We start from the raw sequence: 18302 nt of genomic DNA, 5'->3' as shown, positions 1-18302 counted from the left end.
GATTTATCTGACTGCTTTCCTTTATTAGAAAGAAAGTGAGTTGTTCAAGTCGTATAATGATAAATCTGGTTGGTGTTTGTTGTTTTCTAATGTATCGATGATATCAGCTTCAACGATGTCGTTGTCACGGATTCCGATACACAATCCACCTTTACCTTGTTGCAATAATTCAACAGCATGTGCGCCGAATTTACTTGCTAATACACGGTCACGTGCAGTTGGTGAACCACCACGTACAACGTGTCCTAAGATCGATACACGTGTATGATAATCGCCATATTCTGACAATTTTTCTGCAAATTCGTTTCCGCCCATTACGCCTTCAGCTAAAATGATCAAGCAATGTTTTTTTCCGCGATCGCGTCCGTCTTGGATTTTTTTAGCAACGACTGCCATGTCAAAATCATGTTCAGGGATGATGATTTCATCTGCTCCACCAGCAACACCTGACCATAAAGCGATATCTCCTGCATTACGACCCATTACTTCGATCACAAACGTACGAACGTGTGAAGTTGCTGTGTCACGGATACGGTCGATTGATTCTAATACTGTGTTGATCGCTGTATCAAAACCGATCGTGAAATCAGTTCCTGGAATATCGTTGTCGATCGTACCTGGTACACCCACTGCTGGGAAGCCACGTTTAGTCAATGCCATCGCGCCATGGTAAGAGCCATCGCCACCGATCACAACAAGTCCTTCGATACCGAATTTTTTCAATTGTTCGATTCCTTTTAATTGTCCTTCTTCTGTTCCAAATTCAGGATAACGTGCAGAGTATAAGAATGTTCCTCCGCGTTGGATCTTATCACCGACGTCTGCAACATCTAGGCGACGGATATCTCCGGCAACTAGTCCAGCAAAACCATAATTGATCCCGTAAACTTCCAATCCTTCATATATACCTTTACGAACGACTGCACGAACTGCTGCATTCATCCCAGGAGCATCTCCACCACTAGTTAAAATTCCGATGCGTTTCATATTCATCTTCACCTCATTAAATTACTTTATCCTAAGCATGACTTAGGTTTATAACCTTCTTTGTCTTAACCACGACTAACATTCTAACATTATTTTGCTCACTTGTCTTGATTTCCTGATAAAAAAATGAAAAAAAATGAAAGCAAATAGTATGTTTTACCGTAAGTTATTTGAAAACAACATTTTCTTCTTTTAAAAGGTAAGCTAATTGCTTCTTAAGACTGTCTGAGCCGTCGAGCCAAAAGGCTTCAGATAAGACGACTTTTCGTTGGTCTTTTTCATGATACATGACAACAGGAATGTATCCTGGGAATTTCTTGAACAGTTCTTGCAGTTTTTTCATCGTATCAGGCTGATCTGCTTCTTCTCTGATCCGCAAATAACACGTTTGCTCTGGATATTGTTGTTCCAGTTCTTCAGGGTCAGCGACCACTTCTGCGATCAATTGCAACTCTTGATTATATTTACTGATTTCTGAACGTCCTTGCACGTAAATCACTTGATTTTCTTTGAATAGCGGTCGTGCTTGACGATACAGCTCAGGAAAGACAGTGATCGCCAGTTCCCCGCTACTATCTGTGCCGCTGACAAAAGCCATCAATGCCCCTTTTTTCGTTCGGATCTCTCTTACTTCTTTGACCATCACTAAGACGTTGGTTGCTTGTTTAGGCACGATCTCTGTGACCAAATGGACTCGCTTTGCTAATTTCAGTCGTTCGTAACCTTCTGTTGGATGACCGGATAGATAAACACCCAGATATTCTTCTTCCAATTGCAGTTTCTCTTCGAGGGTATAATCAGCAACTTCTTCTTCTTTTAAAGCCATGATATCCAATAAATCTAAACTACCGCCACTATATAAGATGTTTTGGATCTTACCTTCTAAATCCAACATCAACTGTCTGCGATTTGCTGCTAATTCATCAAACACACCAGCTGCGACCAACGTCTTCAGTAAGTCCAACTTCAGCCAACGTTTATTGATCCGTATCAAAAACTGATCCACGGAACGAAACGGCCCTTCTTCTTTTCGTTCACGGATGACCTCTTCAACAAAATCTCTACGAACCCCTTTGATTGCGGTCAATCCAAAGCGGATCGTTTCTTTGTCTGTCAACTCAAAACCATAAAAACTTTGATTGATCGATGGCGCTGTCAGTTTTAGTTTATACTTTTTCGCCTCAGCAATGTACTCTTTTAGCTTTGCAGTATTGTGACGAACAGAATTCATCAAACTTACAAAAAATGCGCCGGGATGATGTGCTTTTAGATAGGCCATTTGAAACCCGACAAAGGAATAAGCAAACGCATGGGAACGGTTGAAACCATAGTTTGCAAAGCGTTCGATGTATTCGTAGACTTCATTCGCTTTTTCGCTATGGTATCCTTGTTGGACTGCCCCATTCACGAAATGATCTCTTTCTTCATCGATGACTTCTTTTTTCTTTTTACTGATTGCTCGCCTTAAAATATCCGCTTGGCCAAGAGAGAAGCCCGCCATAGTTGAAGCAATTTGCATGATTTGTTCTTGATACACGATGACGCCATACGTATTTTTTAAAATCGGCATCAATGAATCATCAGGGTAATGGATTTTTTCTTTCCCTTTCTTCCGAGCAATAAATGTATCGATGTTCTGCATTGGTCCAGGTCGATATAACGCATTGACCGCCGCGATATCCTCGATGTTTTCTGGTCCTAGCCTTCGTAGAACATTCCGAATCCCCGCAGATTCAAATTGGAAAACACCAGTTGTTTCTCCTTGCTCAAAAAGCTGTAATGCTTTGGGGTCATTCAATGGGATTTCTTTTAGTTGGATTTCTTTGTTCTCGATTTGTTTGATTGCTTTGACTGTGTAATCAATGATCGATAGATTTCTTAATCCAAGGAAATCCATTTTTAGCAATCCGATTGCTTCAACATCATTCATTGTATACTGAGTCAAATATGCTTCATCTGATCCTTTTTGTAAAGGAACTAACTCTAAAAGATTTTTATCGCTTAAAACGACTCCCGCCGCATGCGTGGAAACGTGTCTGGGCAATCCTTCAAGTATTTTAGCTGTTTGGAACAACAATTGATTTTTTTCGCTCGCCTGCACTAATTCAACCAGTTTATTTGATGTGCGATAGGCTTCAGCCAAAGTCATTTTCAATTGATTAGGAATTGCTTTGGACCAACGATTGGCTTCGCTTTGCGATAGACCAAAGACGCGAGCGACATCTCTTAAGACCATTTTAGCTGCCATGGTTCCGAAAGTTGCGATCTGTGCCATATGATATTGCCCGTATTTCTCTCGGACATAGATCAGCACTTCTTCTCTTCGGTTATCCGGAATGTCTAAATCGATATCGGGCATCGTAAAACGTTCAGGATTCAAAAATCGTTCAAATAGTAAGTCATACTCCAGTGGATCTACATCGGTGATCTCTAGGACATAAGCAACTAATGAACCCGCAGCTGAACCACGCCCAGCACCTGTCACGATATTGTTCTCGTGAGCAAAAGCCATGACATCCCAGACAATCAAGAAGTAATCATCAAATCCCATTTGGTGGATCACTGACAATTCATAATCCAAACGCTCTTGATACGCCTTATCAACTTGTGCCACTCGTTTCTTTAATTGATTTTGACAAAGTTCTTGCAAATATTCTCCAGCAGAACGATTGTCTGGCACAGGATAATGTGGAAGTAACTTTTGATGGAATTGAAATTCAAACGTGACCGATTCAGCTAACTGATGCGCATGCTTTATCGCCTCTTCTAAGCCTGCTGCTAAAAATCTTTGACGTAATTCTTCTTCAGCGATCAGAAATCCTCTGCCTGAATCCCGAGTTGTTTGTCGTACTTCCTCAAAAGAAAGTTGTGTTCCTTCACGAAGATGTTTCATTGTTTCCAAAGAAAAAAGCTCTTCTTGATGTAAGCTGGCAATCGGATGTAAGGCACAAAGTTTAAATTGGTTTGCTCGTAAATAAGCAAGCCATTCCGGCGCTTGCGTTGGTGTTTCTTCTGTCACACCGACATAAAAATGGGAAGACAGTACTTTTTCTTGTAACATTTGCCAGTGCTTATCAAATGAAGCGGACACACCATAATCGTCAGCAAGCGAGTGTTTTGTTGGTAAAACGACTAGCAAATGGTCGAGTTCGTTGATTTCATGAAGCTCAATGTTCTCCTGGATCATTTTTTTACTCGAAAGTTTGATCAATTGTTGATAACCTACAGCATCTTTTGCATAGAGTAATAATTCATAGTATCGTTCTTCAAATAAATAGGTAAGATTTAATCCAATGATCGGTTGGATTTTTTCATCCATACAGATACGGTAAAATTCTGCTGCGCCAGATAGCACATTCTTATCTGTGATCGCTAATGTATGATAGCCTAGTTTCTTTGCTTCTCGGACGTATTCGTTTATGCGAATCGTACTTTGCAACAAAGAATACGAGGTGATCGTATAAAGTTGTGGAAGAAACATTTTACATACCACCTTTTCATTTAACTTTCTGTTCTTCTGTCCTTATCGTTCTTATTTCACTCAGATGAACGTGTCGTTTATTCCTTTTTGACGCCACTCATTGCCTTTGGACGCTTGTTTCTCCCTTTACATTCCAAAAAAATCTGGTAAACTGAACTTAGAAAAGAGGTGTTTGATATGCGATATATCGTCACATTGTTTTGGGCAGTCATTTTAGGTCAAGTGGTTGGCTATATTGGTGGTGCATTAACGAGTAGCCCTTATGATTTTACTATGACGACTATTATTTCATTAGTTGCGGGATTGATCGTCATTTTGATCAGCGCTGCTGCAACACCTAAAAAAGAAACGACATCATCACATTCCTAAAAGCCGAACAGATTGGAGTATTCTCCAATCTGTTTTTTATTTTGCTTGATCATAGTTTTTGATGTAATACTTTTCTAAAATTGAACAGTGATAAAAGGATATTGGTTAGAACAAAAAGACTCGTCACAATAAACACTGCACTATAATTGTACGCATGGGCAATCGTTGAACCTAGCATTGGTCCTAAAACCTGACCAAAGTTCGTAAACATCTGGTTGTAACTGTATACTCGGCTAACCCCTTCTTCAGGTGTGATCTTGCTAATCAATGTATTGATCGATGGCATCAACGCACCTGTTGAAAAACCTAATATGAAGCGTAAAATTCCTAGTTGTAATGGTGTCGTTACAAACGCCATTGGTAAATAGCAACATAAAGATAAAACCAACCCTGCTAATAGAACTTTTTGATTTCCTATCTTATCCCCTAGCTTCCCAAGTCTTGGCGAAGAAAAGACGGCTGATACTCCTGAGACTGAAACAATCAAGCCACTCACAAATAAAATATTTGATGTATCACCGCTGAGTTCTCGAATATATAATGTCAAAATCGGACTGATCGTCGTGATCCCTAACTGTAAAATCAACGTAGTGATAAACAAACCGACTAAAACAGAAAAGTGATCCATTTTAGCAAAGACTTCTTTCGTACTGATCAGATCTTTCTTCTCAACCGGTTGGAAATCTTCTTTTACCATGAAAATCGTTAAGATCGTGGTGATCAGTAATAACCCTCCAGTAATCAAAAAGACATTTTCCATTCCGAACCATTGCGCCAAAGCGCCCCCCATCGATGGACCGATCAATGTGCCTGCAACTGCTCCAGTAGAAAGTGTGCCTAACGCCCAGCCACTTTTCTCTTTTGGTGCTTGTGAAGCAATCATCGCTGTCGCATTAGGTATGTATCCAGATAAAATCCCATTAAAGAAACGCATGACCAAAAGCCAATACGCATTTGGTACAAAGGCTAGTGACCCCATAGTGATGGTCATTCCGGCAGCTGCTCGGATCATCATCATTTTTCTTCCTTTACGGTCAGCTAAGTTCCCCCAAATAGGCGCAACGATTGCCGCAGCAAAAGCTGTTACTGAAATCGCCAGTCCCGAAAATAATTCGATTTGATCCTTTGGTGTACCTAGTTGTTCAACGTATACTGGAATAAACGGCATGACTAAACTGATACTTGAACCAGTAAAGAAGCAGCCTATCCAAGCTACAAATAAATTTCTCTTCCATTGAATCTTCATTCATCACCCTTCTTTCGTCTCTATTATCATACCTATTTTTCTACCTGTGTGCAACGTATGTGCCGGTATCGTTCGTTTTTGCAAAAGAGGAACTAGACCAAAAAAATAGAAGCAAAGAGTCAACCGACTCTTTACTCCTATCAATTGTCATTTAAATAACTGCTAAAATAACAAAGTTGAGGATGAATAAAATATCAACAACCCATAAAGCAAATGAAATCTCGTTTGTTTTGCCTTTGATGACTTTCATGATCGTATAGAAGATAAAACCAGCGGCGATTCCGTAAGAGATGCTGTACGCTAATCCCATAAAGATCGAAGCAAAAAATGCCGGTAAGGCTTCTTCCATATCTAACCAATTGATGTCAGCAAAAGATGCCATCATCATCACACCTACTAAGATCAATGCCGGAGCAGTTGCTTGTGCTGGCACGACAGCGATCAGTGGAGAAAATAAGCTACTTAAAGCAAATAATGCGGCTACGACAACTGAAGTCAAACCTGTACGACCACCAGCACCGATACCAGCTGCTGATTCGACATACGTCGTTGTATTCGATGTTCCGAAAATCGCACCAATCGATGTCGCAATCGCGTCAGCGAACAACGCTTTATCCATTTTAGTTTTGAATCCTCGTCCGTCTTCCAAAGCTTCCTCATCTTCTTTAGAGAAAATACCTGTACGTCGTCCAGTACCGATGAACGTACCAATCGTATCAAATGTATCGGATAAACTAAACGCAATGATCGTCATCAGTACTTGTGGGATCTTAGAGCTATCGCTGAATAAAGATTGCATCCCTTCCGCACCAAATGCTGCACCAAATGTTGTGCCTAGTTCATTGATTGAATTGCCTAAAGAATTTTGTTCCCAATCAATCGTTCCTAGATCGACAACCCCCATCAAAATTCCGATGATCGTTGTGACTACGATACCGATCAAGATTGCACCACGAACATTTTTAACAACTAAGATCGATGTCAAAACTAACCCAATGACAGCTAATAGGATCGGCGCATTATTAAAGTTTGCCAGTTCAGGTACGATTCCGCCATTGATCGTCACATTTGTTACTTGACCGTTGTCAACGACAGAGCTAGTGATTGCTGATTGATCCGCAGAAAACGACAAAAGCCCAGCATTTTTGATTCCAACATACGCAACAAAAATCCCAATACCTCCACCGATTGCATGTTGTAAACTCTCAGGAATCGCATGGATGATCATTTTACGAATATTGGTAACGGTAATAAATACATTGATCAATCCACAGATAAAGACCATAGCTAATGCTTCTTGCCAAGAATAACCTAACCCAAAGACTACTGTAAAAGTAAAGAAAGCATTTAGTCCCATGCCTGGTGCTTGTGCATATGGCACATTGGCAAATAACCCCATCACTAAAGTACCGATGATCGATGCGATGATCGTTGCTAAAAAGACTGCTTGAAACGGCATCCCAGAAGCTGATAAGATCGTCGGATTAACAAATAATATATAACTCATGGCAAAAAAGGTCGTTACACCTGCCATTACTTCTGTTGGTACGTTTGTATTATTTTTCTTTAGTTGGAAAAACTTTTCCATAAAAATTTCCACTCCCTGATTTTTTCTAACGGACTACATAATAATATGTAAAATAAATCCAAATCCATTCCCCCGTCGAACATTTATAAATTATATAGAGATTTCATTCGTATTTCAATAGAAAACTATATAAAAAGTTAGTTTATTCTAAAAACGTTCGTGTTTTACCGGTTTTTTTCTCCTTCTTTTCTCTCTTCGCTCATTAGAATCTCCTTTTCAGAAAATTTTTCACCTTGTTTATTCATTGAAATATGCTAGACTGAAACAAATCGTTGTTTGAAAGGAATGACAGCATTGAACAAAAAATTGATTGCGATCGACTTGGATGGAACAACTTTGAATCCTGATTCGATCATTACGAATAAAACCCAACAAACATTGAGAAAAGCCATTGATGCTGGCCATCATGTCAGTATTGCAACAGGTCGTCCTTATCGAATGAGCTATCAGTATTATCAACAGTTAGAATTGACTACCCCAATGGTCAACTTTAATGGTGCGCTCGTGCATATCCCAAACCAACAATGGGCTGGCGAGCAAGAAACACTGATCAATAAAGAAATCGTTTTTGAGATCTTAGCGCAAAAAAATCAATTGAACCTAGACTTTATCGCTGCGGAGAATCGCGATACTTTCTTTATCGATACGTTTGATTTTTTTGATGCAAAATTCTTTGCTTCACCAAATCCTAAACCAGAAAATCTACTGTCTCCTCGAAATCTAACAACTAATCCTACGTCCTTATTGGTACGTACGGAAAAACAATACGCCGAACAAGTTTCTGCTGAACTGACACGGCAATTTGGAAAACACGTAGATGTAAGGACTTGGGGAGGTCCGATGGCGATTTTAGAGATCGTTTCAAAAGGGATCGAAAAAGCAAAAGGAATCCATCAAGTGGCGAATCATTTATCGATCGAACAAAAAGATGTCATTGCTTTTGGTGATGAGCATAACGACTTGGAACTTCTCGAGTATGCCGGCTGGGGTGTTGCGATGGCTAACGGTACGGAGCAACTCAAAGGAGTAGCCAACGATGTCACTGAGCAAACAAACGAAGAAGATGGTCTGGCAAGTTACCTTGAAAAGTTCCTTTCATTATAAAAAAAATAGTTCAGAAGATACGTTACATATCTTCTGAACTATTTTTTTATCTATTTGCCATGAACATATCGTAATAAGCATTCATGATCTCTTTTGCAATGATCGAATTCATCCGATCTTTTTCATCTAGAAGGTTTGGTAATACGACACTTACTGCGATCTCAGGATTTTCTGTCGGGCCATATGCAACGATATTACTATTGACCGTTGCAATATCGGGATGTCCTTCAGCAACCGTTTCGGCGGTCCCTGTTTTAGCAGAAAGATCCATCTTTGCATCTGCTAATGAGCGAGCAGTTGTGTAGGCATTTGTGCCATGAACCACTTGATGGAAACCTTCACGTAAAAGCGCCATGTTTTCAGGTGAGATATCCACTGTATTTTCAACAACTGGTTCCATTTCCTTTTTCACTTCGCCCAGATTACCATTCTCGTCATTGCCATAGATTCCTTTGACCAGACGAGGTTGGATTCTTTTTCCGCCATTTGCGACGGTTGAAGCATATTGCGCCAATTGGATCGGTGTATACGTATCAAACTGTCCAAATGCCAAATCGGTAAAGTTACCTGGTGTGAACCAGTCTTGGCCATTATCCTCATTGAATTTCTTCATGGACTCAACAGAATGTGAAATCCCCGCAGACTCATTCGGTAAATCAATACCTGTGATCGTTCCAAGTCCGAATTGTTTGAAGCCCTCACGCAATTGTTCATATGCTTGTGCCTCTTCACTCAAACTAGGTAAGCCCATATTCGGTACGTATTCTAATCCTAGCATTTTTAAAGCGACTTTGATCATGTACGTATTTGATGAAAGCTCTAGCGCTTGAACGACATTCAACGGTACGGAACCGCTACGATTGAAGACGGAACTTTTTTCAGAAGAGCCTTGCAGTCTGATCGGTTCGTCAACTAATACTTGATTGCCACTGATCACACCACTTTGCCAACCGGCTGCCAACGTCCCTGCCTTCACGACAGATCCTGGAACAAACGCATTGGTGATCGTACCAAGTGCATTTTCAGTCAAATCTTTTGAACCTTGTTCATGGCTAAAACCAGCCATTGCCAGAACATCACCCGTTTGTGGATTCATCGCAACGACATAGGCACCTGGTGAATATTGGGCTTTGCCATTATCGACTAATTTTTGATAATTGTTTCGAAGAATCTCTTCGACTTTCGCTTGGAACTCTGCATTGATCGATAACATCAAGTTCGAGCCTTTTTCTCCGGCATAAAGTTCTTTTTGTTGGATCACATTTCCATTATTATCTAACGTCACTTCATATTGTGTCTTTGTTCCTTGCAGAACATCTTCATATTGTTTTTCTAAATAACTTTGACCCACTCGGTCATTACGTGAATAACCTTTTGCCAAAAATTCTTCCACTTGATCAGCCGGTAATCCTTGTCTTTCTGAAGTCACACTTCCTAGGATACTCTTTATTGAATCCGCCGCATTGTACTGGCGTACCCAGTCAGTTCCTGTTGAAACTCCCGGAAGATCTGAAGCGTGTTCTGCTACGATCGCCAATTCTTGATCTGTCACATCAGAATTTTTGATAAAGACTGTATTCAATTCATAAGCGTTATTCATTCGTTTGAAAATCGTTGCAGCTTTCAACTGTTCTTCATTGAAATTGATTTCCTCATCGGTCACTTTGTCTACCGTTGCCTGGTATTGTTCACTAGTACTCAACTCTTTTTCTTTCGCCGACAAACGTTCGGTCGCCTCTTTCAAGTGAGCAGGATCAGCTAACCAAAAATCCTTCTTATCACGAGTCGTCAAATTTTCATCTACTGGCATGTCGATCAATTGCGTCAGTTTATTTGCTGTTTTCAGCAAGTCCTCGGCTGTCATGTTTCTGCCTCTCGTAAATGTGATCGCCTGATTGGCTTGATTCGTCACTAGTGCTTTTCCAGTCGCATCATAGATCATCCCACGAGGTGAGCTGACTTGCACCGTCAAAGATGAAGAAGATTTGACTTTCGCTTCTAATGTCTCACTGTTCACGATCTGCAAATAACCTAATCGAGCAATCAATGACACGAACAACGTAAATATAATGAAAAAAAGAAAATTTAAACGAAAAGGAACGTGTGAACGACGAAACGTCTTGTTTTTCGGTTCTTGAGTCCCTTTTTTTATTCGATCTAACCAAGAATTATTTGTATTTTTTTTCATAAAACTTTTCATCATTCCTATCTTTTGCATGGTTGTAACAGAAGCTTCCAACTACGAAAAATAAGCATTGCAAACCTAAAATATCTTCTTATATTTTGGCGTTGCAGGACTTATTTTTGAAAGAGTTGCTTCCGGAACACCGTTCTTTCGATTTGAGGGGACGACAGATAACTCATGTCATAGTGCCTCCATTGTACCTAAAAAAAACAAAATTAAAAAGTAAAATCCCAATCCGCAAGAAATTCTTTAATTCTCACCTCGAAAAAACCCGATTTGTTTCACAAACAAGAAATGTGTCACAAAAAACAACTTTAAAAATCTTTAAAAAATATGGTTGTTTTTGAAAATAAAGTTTTCTTTTACCGTGAAACAATGGAAACTAATCTGACATTGTGGAAAACTACCATCTGTTATTTCATTTTCGTTTGACATAATTCTTGATTGCTTCTTTGGTTTGCATGACTTTGTCGGTCAATTTTTCATTCTTCGCCATGTAGAAATAAAAAATGATATCGATCGTTGCAAATTGCGCCAGCAAAGAGTTTGTTGCCGCACTACGATTCGTGATCTCTTTAGGTCTTGATGTTTGGACAACGACATCAGCCAATTTGCTTAATTGGTTGTTCCCAAATTGTGTCAAGGCGATGACCTCGATCCCTATTTCTTTCGCTAACTGAGCAAGCATCACTACTTCTTTGCTGTTCCCAGAGTTAGAAACAAGCCATAGTACTTTTTTAGTATCGTTACTTACTAGTTGTGGCAATAACACATGGATATCTTTTTCAAAGATGATCGGTTTTCCTACACGAGACCATTTTTGGAGAATGTCCTCCACAACTAAAGAAGACGCACCTACTCCATAGAGATAAACGGTCTGGGCTTCTTCCAGACGTTTCACGACACGTTGGATCATCTCTTCTTCTAAAATATCCACGGTTTCTTTGATCGCCACTTGCGCATTGTTTCCTAACTTATGCTTGATCGAATAAAATGACTCGTTCGGTTCGATGTCACTAAAGCCTTCTACAATACCGGCTTGTAGTTCCGTAGAAACATTGATTTTGAAAGCCGTCAAACTTTGAAAACCAAGTTTTTTAGAAAAGCGAACCACTGTAGGGGCACTTACCCCAGCACCTTCTGCTAATTCATTAGCTGTCATCATCGGAATTTTTTCTACATGTGTCACGATATAATCGGCTAATTTTTTTTCCGCCGAGGAATACTCATTCATCATACTTTCGATACGACTAATTACGCTCATCTGCTACACTTCCTTCTTTCTATCAGTCTATATGATTATAGCATACTCAAAGGAAAACAAATCTGCTTCGGAACAAGAAAATCAAAAACATTCATTCGGCAAAAAAAGAACCCTAAATACGCGTGAACTCAGATATCACTTGTACTTTAGATTCTTTCTTATACATTTTTTAAATGCCTAAAAACCATCATTTAGTTCAAATAAATTACCTTCTGGATCTCTAAAGTAGGCACTCATAAAGCCGCCCCAAGTCTCCATTTTCTGTGGCTCACCTAAAAAAATCACGCCATTTGCCTTTAACTTCTGATAATCTTTTTGAATATCTTTCGTAGGGAGCGTAATCACTACTGTATCAGATGCTTTTTCTCCAACAGATGGCGTGTAGCCATTGATTAAAGACATTTCTTCTGCCAAAGTCATATCAAAACAGTTAGGTTCTCCTTCAGCCATTGCAAATGACGTATACGGACCTTTGCTATCTCCCCATGTAGGGACTAAACCTAATTTTTTTGTGTAGAAGTCATAACATCGTGCATAATCTTTTTGAATCACTAAACCTATTTTTGCCTGATTAAAGTTCATCTATCGACCACTCCTTTTATAAGTTACTCTCATTGTAACAACTCAACGAAGTAACGTATTGGATAGAAGCGACATTTTTCGCTGCTCGCTTAATTTTATGAATTCACTCGGTGTGAGGCCGATATTTTTTTTGAACTCATTGATAAAATGAGATTGATCATAATAATTTTCAACAAGCACTTTTCGATCCGTTGGTTGTGTGAATAAAATCGTCAAACTATGGTGAAATTTGATGATCGATAGCCCCATTTGCGGCGTGAGACCGTAGTGCTTTTTGAATAAGCGCTGGACTTGGCGTGGACTCAAGCCCATATACTCATACAATTCTTGAGTAGATGACATTTTTTTTACATATAAATCTTCAAACAGCTTGATGTATTCATTATTGATAATCAGTTCGGCTAAACCAGACAAATAGCCAATCAGCGTTTCTTTCATTTCTTCAATCGTAAGAGTAAAAAATTGTGTCGTATCAAAATCAAGCGCCACTTCCTCAAGCGGTAATACTTTATCCATTGCCTCAGTTGCCTCTCGGCCAGTCAGTGCAAAAAAAGCACCTGGCTTTAAACGAAAACCAATATAGTGTTCGGGAAAATTCGAGATAAAGTTGAAGTCAGTTTTACTTGAACCGGTATAAAAAACAGATTTTTCCAAGACATTCACAATCAAATCGATGCAACCATCAGCGATGATCACATCGTTCATCGTGCCACTAAAATCAATTGCAATCGACTCCCACATACACACCAAGACATCTGCTAAGTCAGGGAGATATATTTCTGTATAGTTGATTTTTTCTTCGTATTCTTTATGGAATAGATGATGCGGTTGGATTGGCTGGTACATTCTCTTCTCCTTCTTTATTCAGCTACTTCTATCTTACCATGATTTCGTTTTTCCCATCAGCAACGATCAGCTAGATAAAAAAAACAGGGAAGAACATTTTTGTCCTCCCCGTTTTGTATTCACTTATAACTTTTTAAAAATTCGTCTTAACGGCTGTAATTATGAACTTCTTCTGACATCGCATCAACAAAAATATTCAAATCTTCTACAGCTGTTTCTTTACTTCCGTAGCGGCGGATATTCACTGTTGCATCTGCCATTTCTTTGTCACCAACAACGATTTGATATGGAATTTTTTGTGTTTGTGACGCACGGATCTTATAGCCCATTTTTTCATTGCGGTCATCGACTTCTACACGTAAGCCTTTCATTTGTAGACGTTCTTTGATTTCATAAGCGTAATCGCCATGCGCATCAACCGAAACTGGGATGATCGTTGCTTGGATCGGTGCCAACCAAGTTGGGAATGCTCCTTTGTATACTTCAGTCAAGTAAGCGACAAAGCGTTCCATCGTTGAAACGATTCCTCTATGGATAACGACTGGTCGATGGTTGTTTTCGCCATCTTCTCCCACGTAAGTCAAATCAAAGCGTTCTGGTAATAAGAAGTCCAATTGGATCGTTGATAATGTTTCTTCTGTACCCAAGGCTGTTTTTACTTGAACATCTAATTTTGGTCCATAGAAGGCTGCTTCTCCTTCTGCTTCAAAGTACTCAAGCTCCATTTCATCCATCGCAGCTTTTAACATGATCTGTGCTTTTTCCCACATCGCATCGTCATCGAAATATTTATCTGTATTGTTTGGATCACGATAGCTTAAACGGAAACGATAGTCTGTGATATTGAAATCTGCGTAGACAGCGACCATCAACTCCAACGTACGTTTAAACTCATCTTTGATTTGATCTGGACGGACAAATGTGTGGCCATCGTTCAATGTCATTTCACGTACACGTTGCAATCCAGATAACGCACCTGATTTTTCATAACGGTGCATCATACCAAGTTCGGCGATACGGATCGGTAATTCACGGTAAGAATGGATCGTGTTTTTATAGACCATCATGTGGTGTGGACAGTTCATCGGGCGTAAAACAAGCATTTCGCCATCTCCCATATCCATTGGTGGGAACATATCTTCTTGGTAATGGTCCCAGTGTCCTGAAGTTTTGTATAACTCAACGTCACCCATGATCGGTGTATACACATGTTGATAGCCTAAGCTGATTTCTTTGTCCACGATGTAACGTTCGATCGTACGACGGATCGTTGCACCTTTTGGTAACCAGAATGGTAAGCCTGAACCAACTTCAGGTGCTACCATAAATAGCTCCAATTCTTTTCCTAATTTACGATGGTCTCTCTCTTTGGCTTCTTCACGCATTTGGATAAATTCTTTAAGAGCTTTTTTATCAAAAAATGCTGTTCCATAGACACGTTGCATCATTTGATTATTTGAATTTCCGCGCCAGTAAGCACCAGCAACCGATAATAATTTAAAGACTTGGATACGTCCAGTTGAAGGGACATGTGGGCCACGGCATAGGTCGATGAATTCTCCTTGTTGGTATGCAGTGATCACTTCATCTTCTGGTAATTCACTGATCAATTCCACTTTGTAAGGATCGCTTGCAAAGATTTCTAATGCTTCTTGTTTTGATAACACACGACGTTCGATTGGCAAGTTTTCTTTAACGATCGCCATCATTTCTGCTTCGATTGCTGGTAGATCTTCGGCACTGACTTGGTTTTCGCCGTTGTCTGTATCGTAATAAAACCCTGAATCGATTGCTGGTCCTACACCAAAGTGGATATTTGGATACAAGCGACGCATTGCTTGTGCCATCAAGTGAGCACTTGAGTGACGAACCAAAGCAAGGGCATCTTCATGATCTGGTGTCACGATCTCGATTGAGCCATCTTCTTCGATCCCACGGTTCAAGTCGATCAGTTCACCATTCACTTTACCAGCCAAGGCTTTCTTTGCTAAACTTTTAGAAATACTTTCTGCAATCTCTGCAGTTGTGATCCCTGGCGCAAACTCTTTTACAGCACCATCGGGAAATGTCATTTTTATCATAGGGGATTCCTCCTTTAATTTTTGTTTTACCACTAATAAAAAAAGTCCTAGTATCTATACAGATACTAGGACGAAAAATTCGTGGTTCCACCTAATTTTGAATACGATGTTCGTATTCCTCAAGCGTGATAACGGTACGACCGCCTTTGTTTCAACAAAGGTTTCGAAAGTGGTCATCCTTTGGTTTTCTTCTGGAAAATTTTCAGCCTAGCTTTTCCTCTCTTATCGAAGACTCTCAAATTCAGTTGTCTTTCTCATCAATCATCTATGAATTTATTTAACCACTATTGTTTGAAAAAATCAAGTCTCGAATCAACTTATTTTTTCCATTCACCATTGACACCATATGTGCCTTTTTTCATTTCGTTGATGATCACATGAATGTGTTCTTTTGGTGCTTGCGTATTTTTGTGGACAGCTTCGGTAATATCTTTCATCATGTTTTCTAATTGTTCGGGGCTACGTCCTTCGACTAATTCGACATGTACGAATGGCATGTTTTCAACTTCCTCTCACGGTTCTTTTTTTGTTTGATCAAGTGTTACTTCTCTCTTTGCATCATACCGTAAAAAGATTTTGCTGAAAAGTCCTTCTTGCGATTTTGTCCTTAATTTTGCGGGATGACCCGATTTCGTTTTTGAGGTGAGGATTTTTTGGCACGCAACGCACTTAAAATGGAAACTGTATCAACAACTTCTTGGAGCATGGCACCAAACAATGCTGGAATGACTCCTGTACTTGCAACAAGCATCAAAAAGACACAAACAAAAATACCAATCAAAACAGACTGTTTCGCTACTTTCATCGTATCTCTAGAAATCATCACTGCTTCGGCGACTCGCTCCAAGTCATCTTTCAAAATGACAACATCTGCGCTTTCACTTGCTGCGGTAGAACCATGTGCCCCCATGGCTATGCCTACATCAGCTACTGTTAAGGCAGGCGCATCATTGACACCATCTCCCACCATGGTGACAGGGCGCTTTTCTTCGGGGATACTAGTTAAAATCGTTAACTTATCTTGTGGTAAGCAACGAGCATGGATTTCAGTCAAGCCAACTTTCTCAGCAATTGACTCAGCAACCGTATGCCCATCTCCTGTTATCATCAACAAATCTTGAATCCCTTGTGCTTTCAAGTTCGCAATCGTTTCCTTTGCTTCTGGGCGAATCGTGTCAGAGAAATAGATCGTCCCCGCATATCTTTCATCGATCGCCACATAGATCGCAGTTGTATCGGTTTTAGATTCAGGTACGCCGATAAACTTTGCATTTCCTACTTTGACATGACGTCCCTCGACTGTTGCTTCGATCCCTTGTCCTGAGATTTCTTTTAAATCAGTGACTGGTAATAGTTGTGGAACTGCTTGAACTAAAGAACGGGCTAAGATGTGAGCAGAACCTTGTTCCGCACTTGCTGCCACGCGCAATAATTCCGCTTCTGAAAATTGAGAAACTGGATCAACGCCAGTGACTGCAAGAATACCTTTGGTGATCGTTCCTGTCTTATCAAAAGCAATCGTTTTTGTTTCAGCTAATTTTTCAACAGCAGTCCCAGTTTTGACCACGATCCCGCTTTTACTTGAACGACTCATACCCGCCACTAATGCGACAGGGGCAGCTAAAATCAATGGACAGGGCGATGCTACAACTAAAACTTGCGCAAAGCGTACAGGATCCCCACTGACCCACCAAGCAATTCCACCGATCACGTAAGCAATCAAGGTAAAAGGAACAGCATAACGATCTGCCAGACGAACAAAGCGTGCTGGTTTTTCTTTCGATTCCTCCACAAGCTTGATGATGAGTTGGTACTGACTGTCTTCTGCCCGCTTTTCAACGATCATCTGAACAGACGAATCGCCGTTGACCGAACCAGACATCAATTCATCATCGATCTTCTTGACTATCGGTTTCGATTCACCCGTCAACGATGCTTCATCAAAAGTAGATTCGCCCTTTATCACTCGTCCGTCAGCCGGAACGATTTCTCCTGGTTTGATTACCAATCGATCGCCAACCTCAAGTGCATCTACTGAAACATCAAGTTGTTTATCCCCTTCCAATTTATGGGCAGTTCGAGGCGTATTATCTAATAGAGATTGTAATTCTTGACCCGCTTTTTTCTGCGCATAGTCTTCCAGACTCTCGCCACCTGTCAGCATGATCAAAATCATCAAACTCGCCCAATATTCATTGACAAGCAACGTCGCAACGATTGCCGTGATTGCTAAGATATCTACCCCATATTTCCCTGAACGTAGCGTTTTGATCATTTCAATAAACATCAAGAAGGCGAGTGAACCACCTGTGACAGCAATGATGATAAACGCAAGGCGAGGACGATCGAACATAAACTCACTGACCAGTGCCACCACACCGATCAGTAGTGTCATCGCAAATTTTTTATAATGTGTCATTTCGTTCAGCTCCTTTCTCCATCTTTAGAATACCTGTTCTCTTAGGCCATTTAAACTAAAAACCCCTAAATGAAAACAACTATCACTCTCAAATACTTTACGATTATTTTTAGTTGACTCTCCGATGTACCTTTTTTAATCAATCTGTGC

The 18302-nt window shown here is 40.1% G+C and carries 13 protein-coding genes; 2 read left to right on the top strand and 11 right to left on the bottom strand.

Annotation, left to right across the window (positions count from 1 at the left end):
* Nucleotides 1-24 precede the first annotated feature (24 nt).
* Together pfkA and dnaE are read right to left on the bottom strand one after the other, a co-directional pair.
* A complete protein-coding gene (gene pfkA, locus DOK79_RS11025; protein WP_206858461.1) occupies nt 25-987 on the bottom strand; it encodes a 6-phosphofructokinase in 963 nt (320 codons plus the stop codon).
* 166 nt (nt 988-1153) lie between these two features.
* The gene (gene dnaE, locus DOK79_RS11020; protein WP_206858428.1) at nt 1154-4468 is read right to left on the bottom strand and encodes a DNA polymerase III subunit alpha; all 3315 of its coding nucleotides are present in this window, start codon (nt 4466-4468) and stop codon (nt 1154-1156) included.
* Between the two features lie 177 nt (nt 4469-4645).
* On the opposite strand from dnaE, the gene DOK79_RS11015 reads away from it, so the two are divergent.
* Nucleotides 4646-4837 carry a YjzD family protein gene (locus tag DOK79_RS11015; protein WP_206858426.1) on the top strand — a complete coding sequence of 64 codons (192 nt, stop codon included), beginning with the start codon at nt 4646-4648 and terminating at the stop codon, nt 4835-4837.
* A gap of 49 nt (nt 4838-4886) precedes the next feature.
* On the opposite strand, the gene DOK79_RS11010 is transcribed toward DOK79_RS11015, so the two are convergent.
* Entirely contained in the window at nt 4887-6083 is a 1197-nt protein-coding gene (locus tag DOK79_RS11010; RefSeq protein ID WP_206858424.1) for a multidrug efflux MFS transporter, read from the bottom strand.
* A gap of 151 nt (nt 6084-6234) precedes the next feature.
* Nucleotides 6235-7671, bottom strand: coding sequence for an NCS2 family permease (locus DOK79_RS11005; protein WP_206858422.1), 1437 nt, complete (start codon nt 7669-7671; stop codon nt 6235-6237).
* Between the two features lie 294 nt (nt 7672-7965).
* Here DOK79_RS11005 and DOK79_RS11000 point away from each other — a divergent pair, with 294 nt between their 5' ends.
* On the top strand, nt 7966-8775 hold the full coding sequence (locus tag DOK79_RS11000; RefSeq protein WP_206858419.1) for a Cof-type HAD-IIB family hydrolase: 810 nt from the start codon (nt 7966-7968) through the stop codon (nt 8773-8775).
* Nucleotides 8776-8821: 46 nt separating this feature from the next.
* Here the strand turns inward: DOK79_RS11000 and DOK79_RS10995 are convergent, their stop codons facing one another.
* From DOK79_RS10995 to DOK79_RS10965, 7 genes are all read right to left on the bottom strand, one after another.
* Nucleotides 8822-10978, bottom strand: coding sequence for a peptidoglycan D,D-transpeptidase FtsI family protein (locus DOK79_RS10995; RefSeq protein ID WP_206858416.1), 2157 nt, complete (start codon nt 10976-10978; stop codon nt 8822-8824).
* 400 nt (nt 10979-11378) lie between these two features.
* Nucleotides 11379-12224, bottom strand: coding sequence for a MurR/RpiR family transcriptional regulator (locus DOK79_RS10990; RefSeq protein ID WP_206858414.1), 846 nt, complete (start codon nt 12222-12224; stop codon nt 11379-11381).
* A gap of 177 nt (nt 12225-12401) precedes the next feature.
* Nucleotides 12402-12806, bottom strand: a complete 405-nt coding sequence (locus DOK79_RS10985; protein ID WP_206858412.1) for a VOC family protein — start codon at nt 12804-12806, stop codon at nt 12402-12404.
* Between the two features lie 42 nt (nt 12807-12848).
* Nucleotides 12849-13652 (bottom strand): helix-turn-helix domain-containing protein, encoded by an 804-nt coding sequence (locus tag DOK79_RS10980; protein ID WP_206858403.1) that lies wholly within the window; start codon nt 13650-13652, stop codon nt 12849-12851.
* Nucleotides 13653-13798: 146 nt separating this feature from the next.
* Nucleotides 13799-15733 carry a threonine--tRNA ligase gene (gene thrS, locus DOK79_RS10975; protein WP_206858401.1) on the bottom strand — a complete coding sequence of 645 codons (1935 nt, stop codon included), beginning with the start codon at nt 15731-15733 and terminating at the stop codon, nt 13799-13801.
* 317 nt (nt 15734-16050) lie between these two features.
* On the bottom strand, nt 16051-16230 hold the full coding sequence (locus DOK79_RS10970) for a 2-hydroxymuconate tautomerase (protein ID WP_002287649.1): 180 nt from the start codon (nt 16228-16230) through the stop codon (nt 16051-16053).
* 110 nt (nt 16231-16340) lie between these two features.
* Nucleotides 16341-18152, bottom strand: a complete 1812-nt coding sequence (locus tag DOK79_RS10965) for a heavy metal translocating P-type ATPase (RefSeq protein WP_206858400.1) — start codon at nt 18150-18152, stop codon at nt 16341-16343.
* Nucleotides 18153-18302 lie beyond the last annotated feature (150 nt).

Source organism: Enterococcus sp. DIV1094 (genome assembly GCF_017316305.2).
GTDB classification, from domain to species: Bacteria; Bacillota; Bacilli; order Lactobacillales; family Enterococcaceae; genus Enterococcus_B; species Enterococcus_B mangumiae.
Note: the sequence above shows the minus strand (reverse complement) of the source record. Positions and strands in the feature narration are given on the sequence as shown.

What these genes read in the sequence shown, in the direction of transcription:
- pfkA (WP_206858461.1), bottom strand. Translation starts at nt 987, where the DNA reads ATGAAACGCATCGGAATTTTAACTAGTGGTGGAGATGCTCCTGGGATG.
- dnaE (WP_206858428.1), bottom strand. Translation starts at nt 4,468, where the DNA reads ATGTTTCTTCCACAACTTTATACGATCACCTCGTATTCTTTGTTGCAA.
- DOK79_RS11015 (WP_206858426.1), top strand. Translation starts at nt 4,646, where the DNA reads ATGCGATATATCGTCACATTGTTTTGGGCAGTCATTTTAGGTCAAGTG.
- DOK79_RS11010 (WP_206858424.1), bottom strand. Translation starts at nt 6,083, where the DNA reads ATGAAGATTCAATGGAAGAGAAATTTATTTGTAGCTTGGATAGGCTGC.
- DOK79_RS11005 (WP_206858422.1), bottom strand. Translation starts at nt 7,671, where the DNA reads ATGGAAAAGTTTTTCCAACTAAAGAAAAATAATACAAACGTACCAACA.
- DOK79_RS10995 (WP_206858416.1), bottom strand. Translation starts at nt 10,978, where the DNA reads ATGATGAAAAGTTTTATGAAAAAAAATACAAATAATTCTTGGTTAGAT.
- DOK79_RS10990 (WP_206858414.1), bottom strand. Translation starts at nt 12,224, where the DNA reads ATGAGCGTAATTAGTCGTATCGAAAGTATGATGAATGAGTATTCCTCG.
- DOK79_RS10985 (WP_206858412.1), bottom strand. Translation starts at nt 12,806, where the DNA reads ATGAACTTTAATCAGGCAAAAATAGGTTTAGTGATTCAAAAAGATTAT.
- DOK79_RS10980 (WP_206858403.1), bottom strand. Translation starts at nt 13,652, where the DNA reads ATGTACCAGCCAATCCAACCGCATCATCTATTCCATAAAGAATACGAA.
- thrS (WP_206858401.1), bottom strand. Translation starts at nt 15,733, where the DNA reads ATGATAAAAATGACATTTCCCGATGGTGCTGTAAAAGAGTTTGCGCCA.
- DOK79_RS10970 (WP_002287649.1), bottom strand. Translation starts at nt 16,230, where the DNA reads ATGCCATTCGTACATGTCGAATTAGTCGAAGGACGTAGCCCCGAACAA.
- DOK79_RS10965 (WP_206858400.1), bottom strand. Translation starts at nt 18,152, where the DNA reads ATGACACATTATAAAAAATTTGCGATGACACTACTGATCGGTGTGGTG.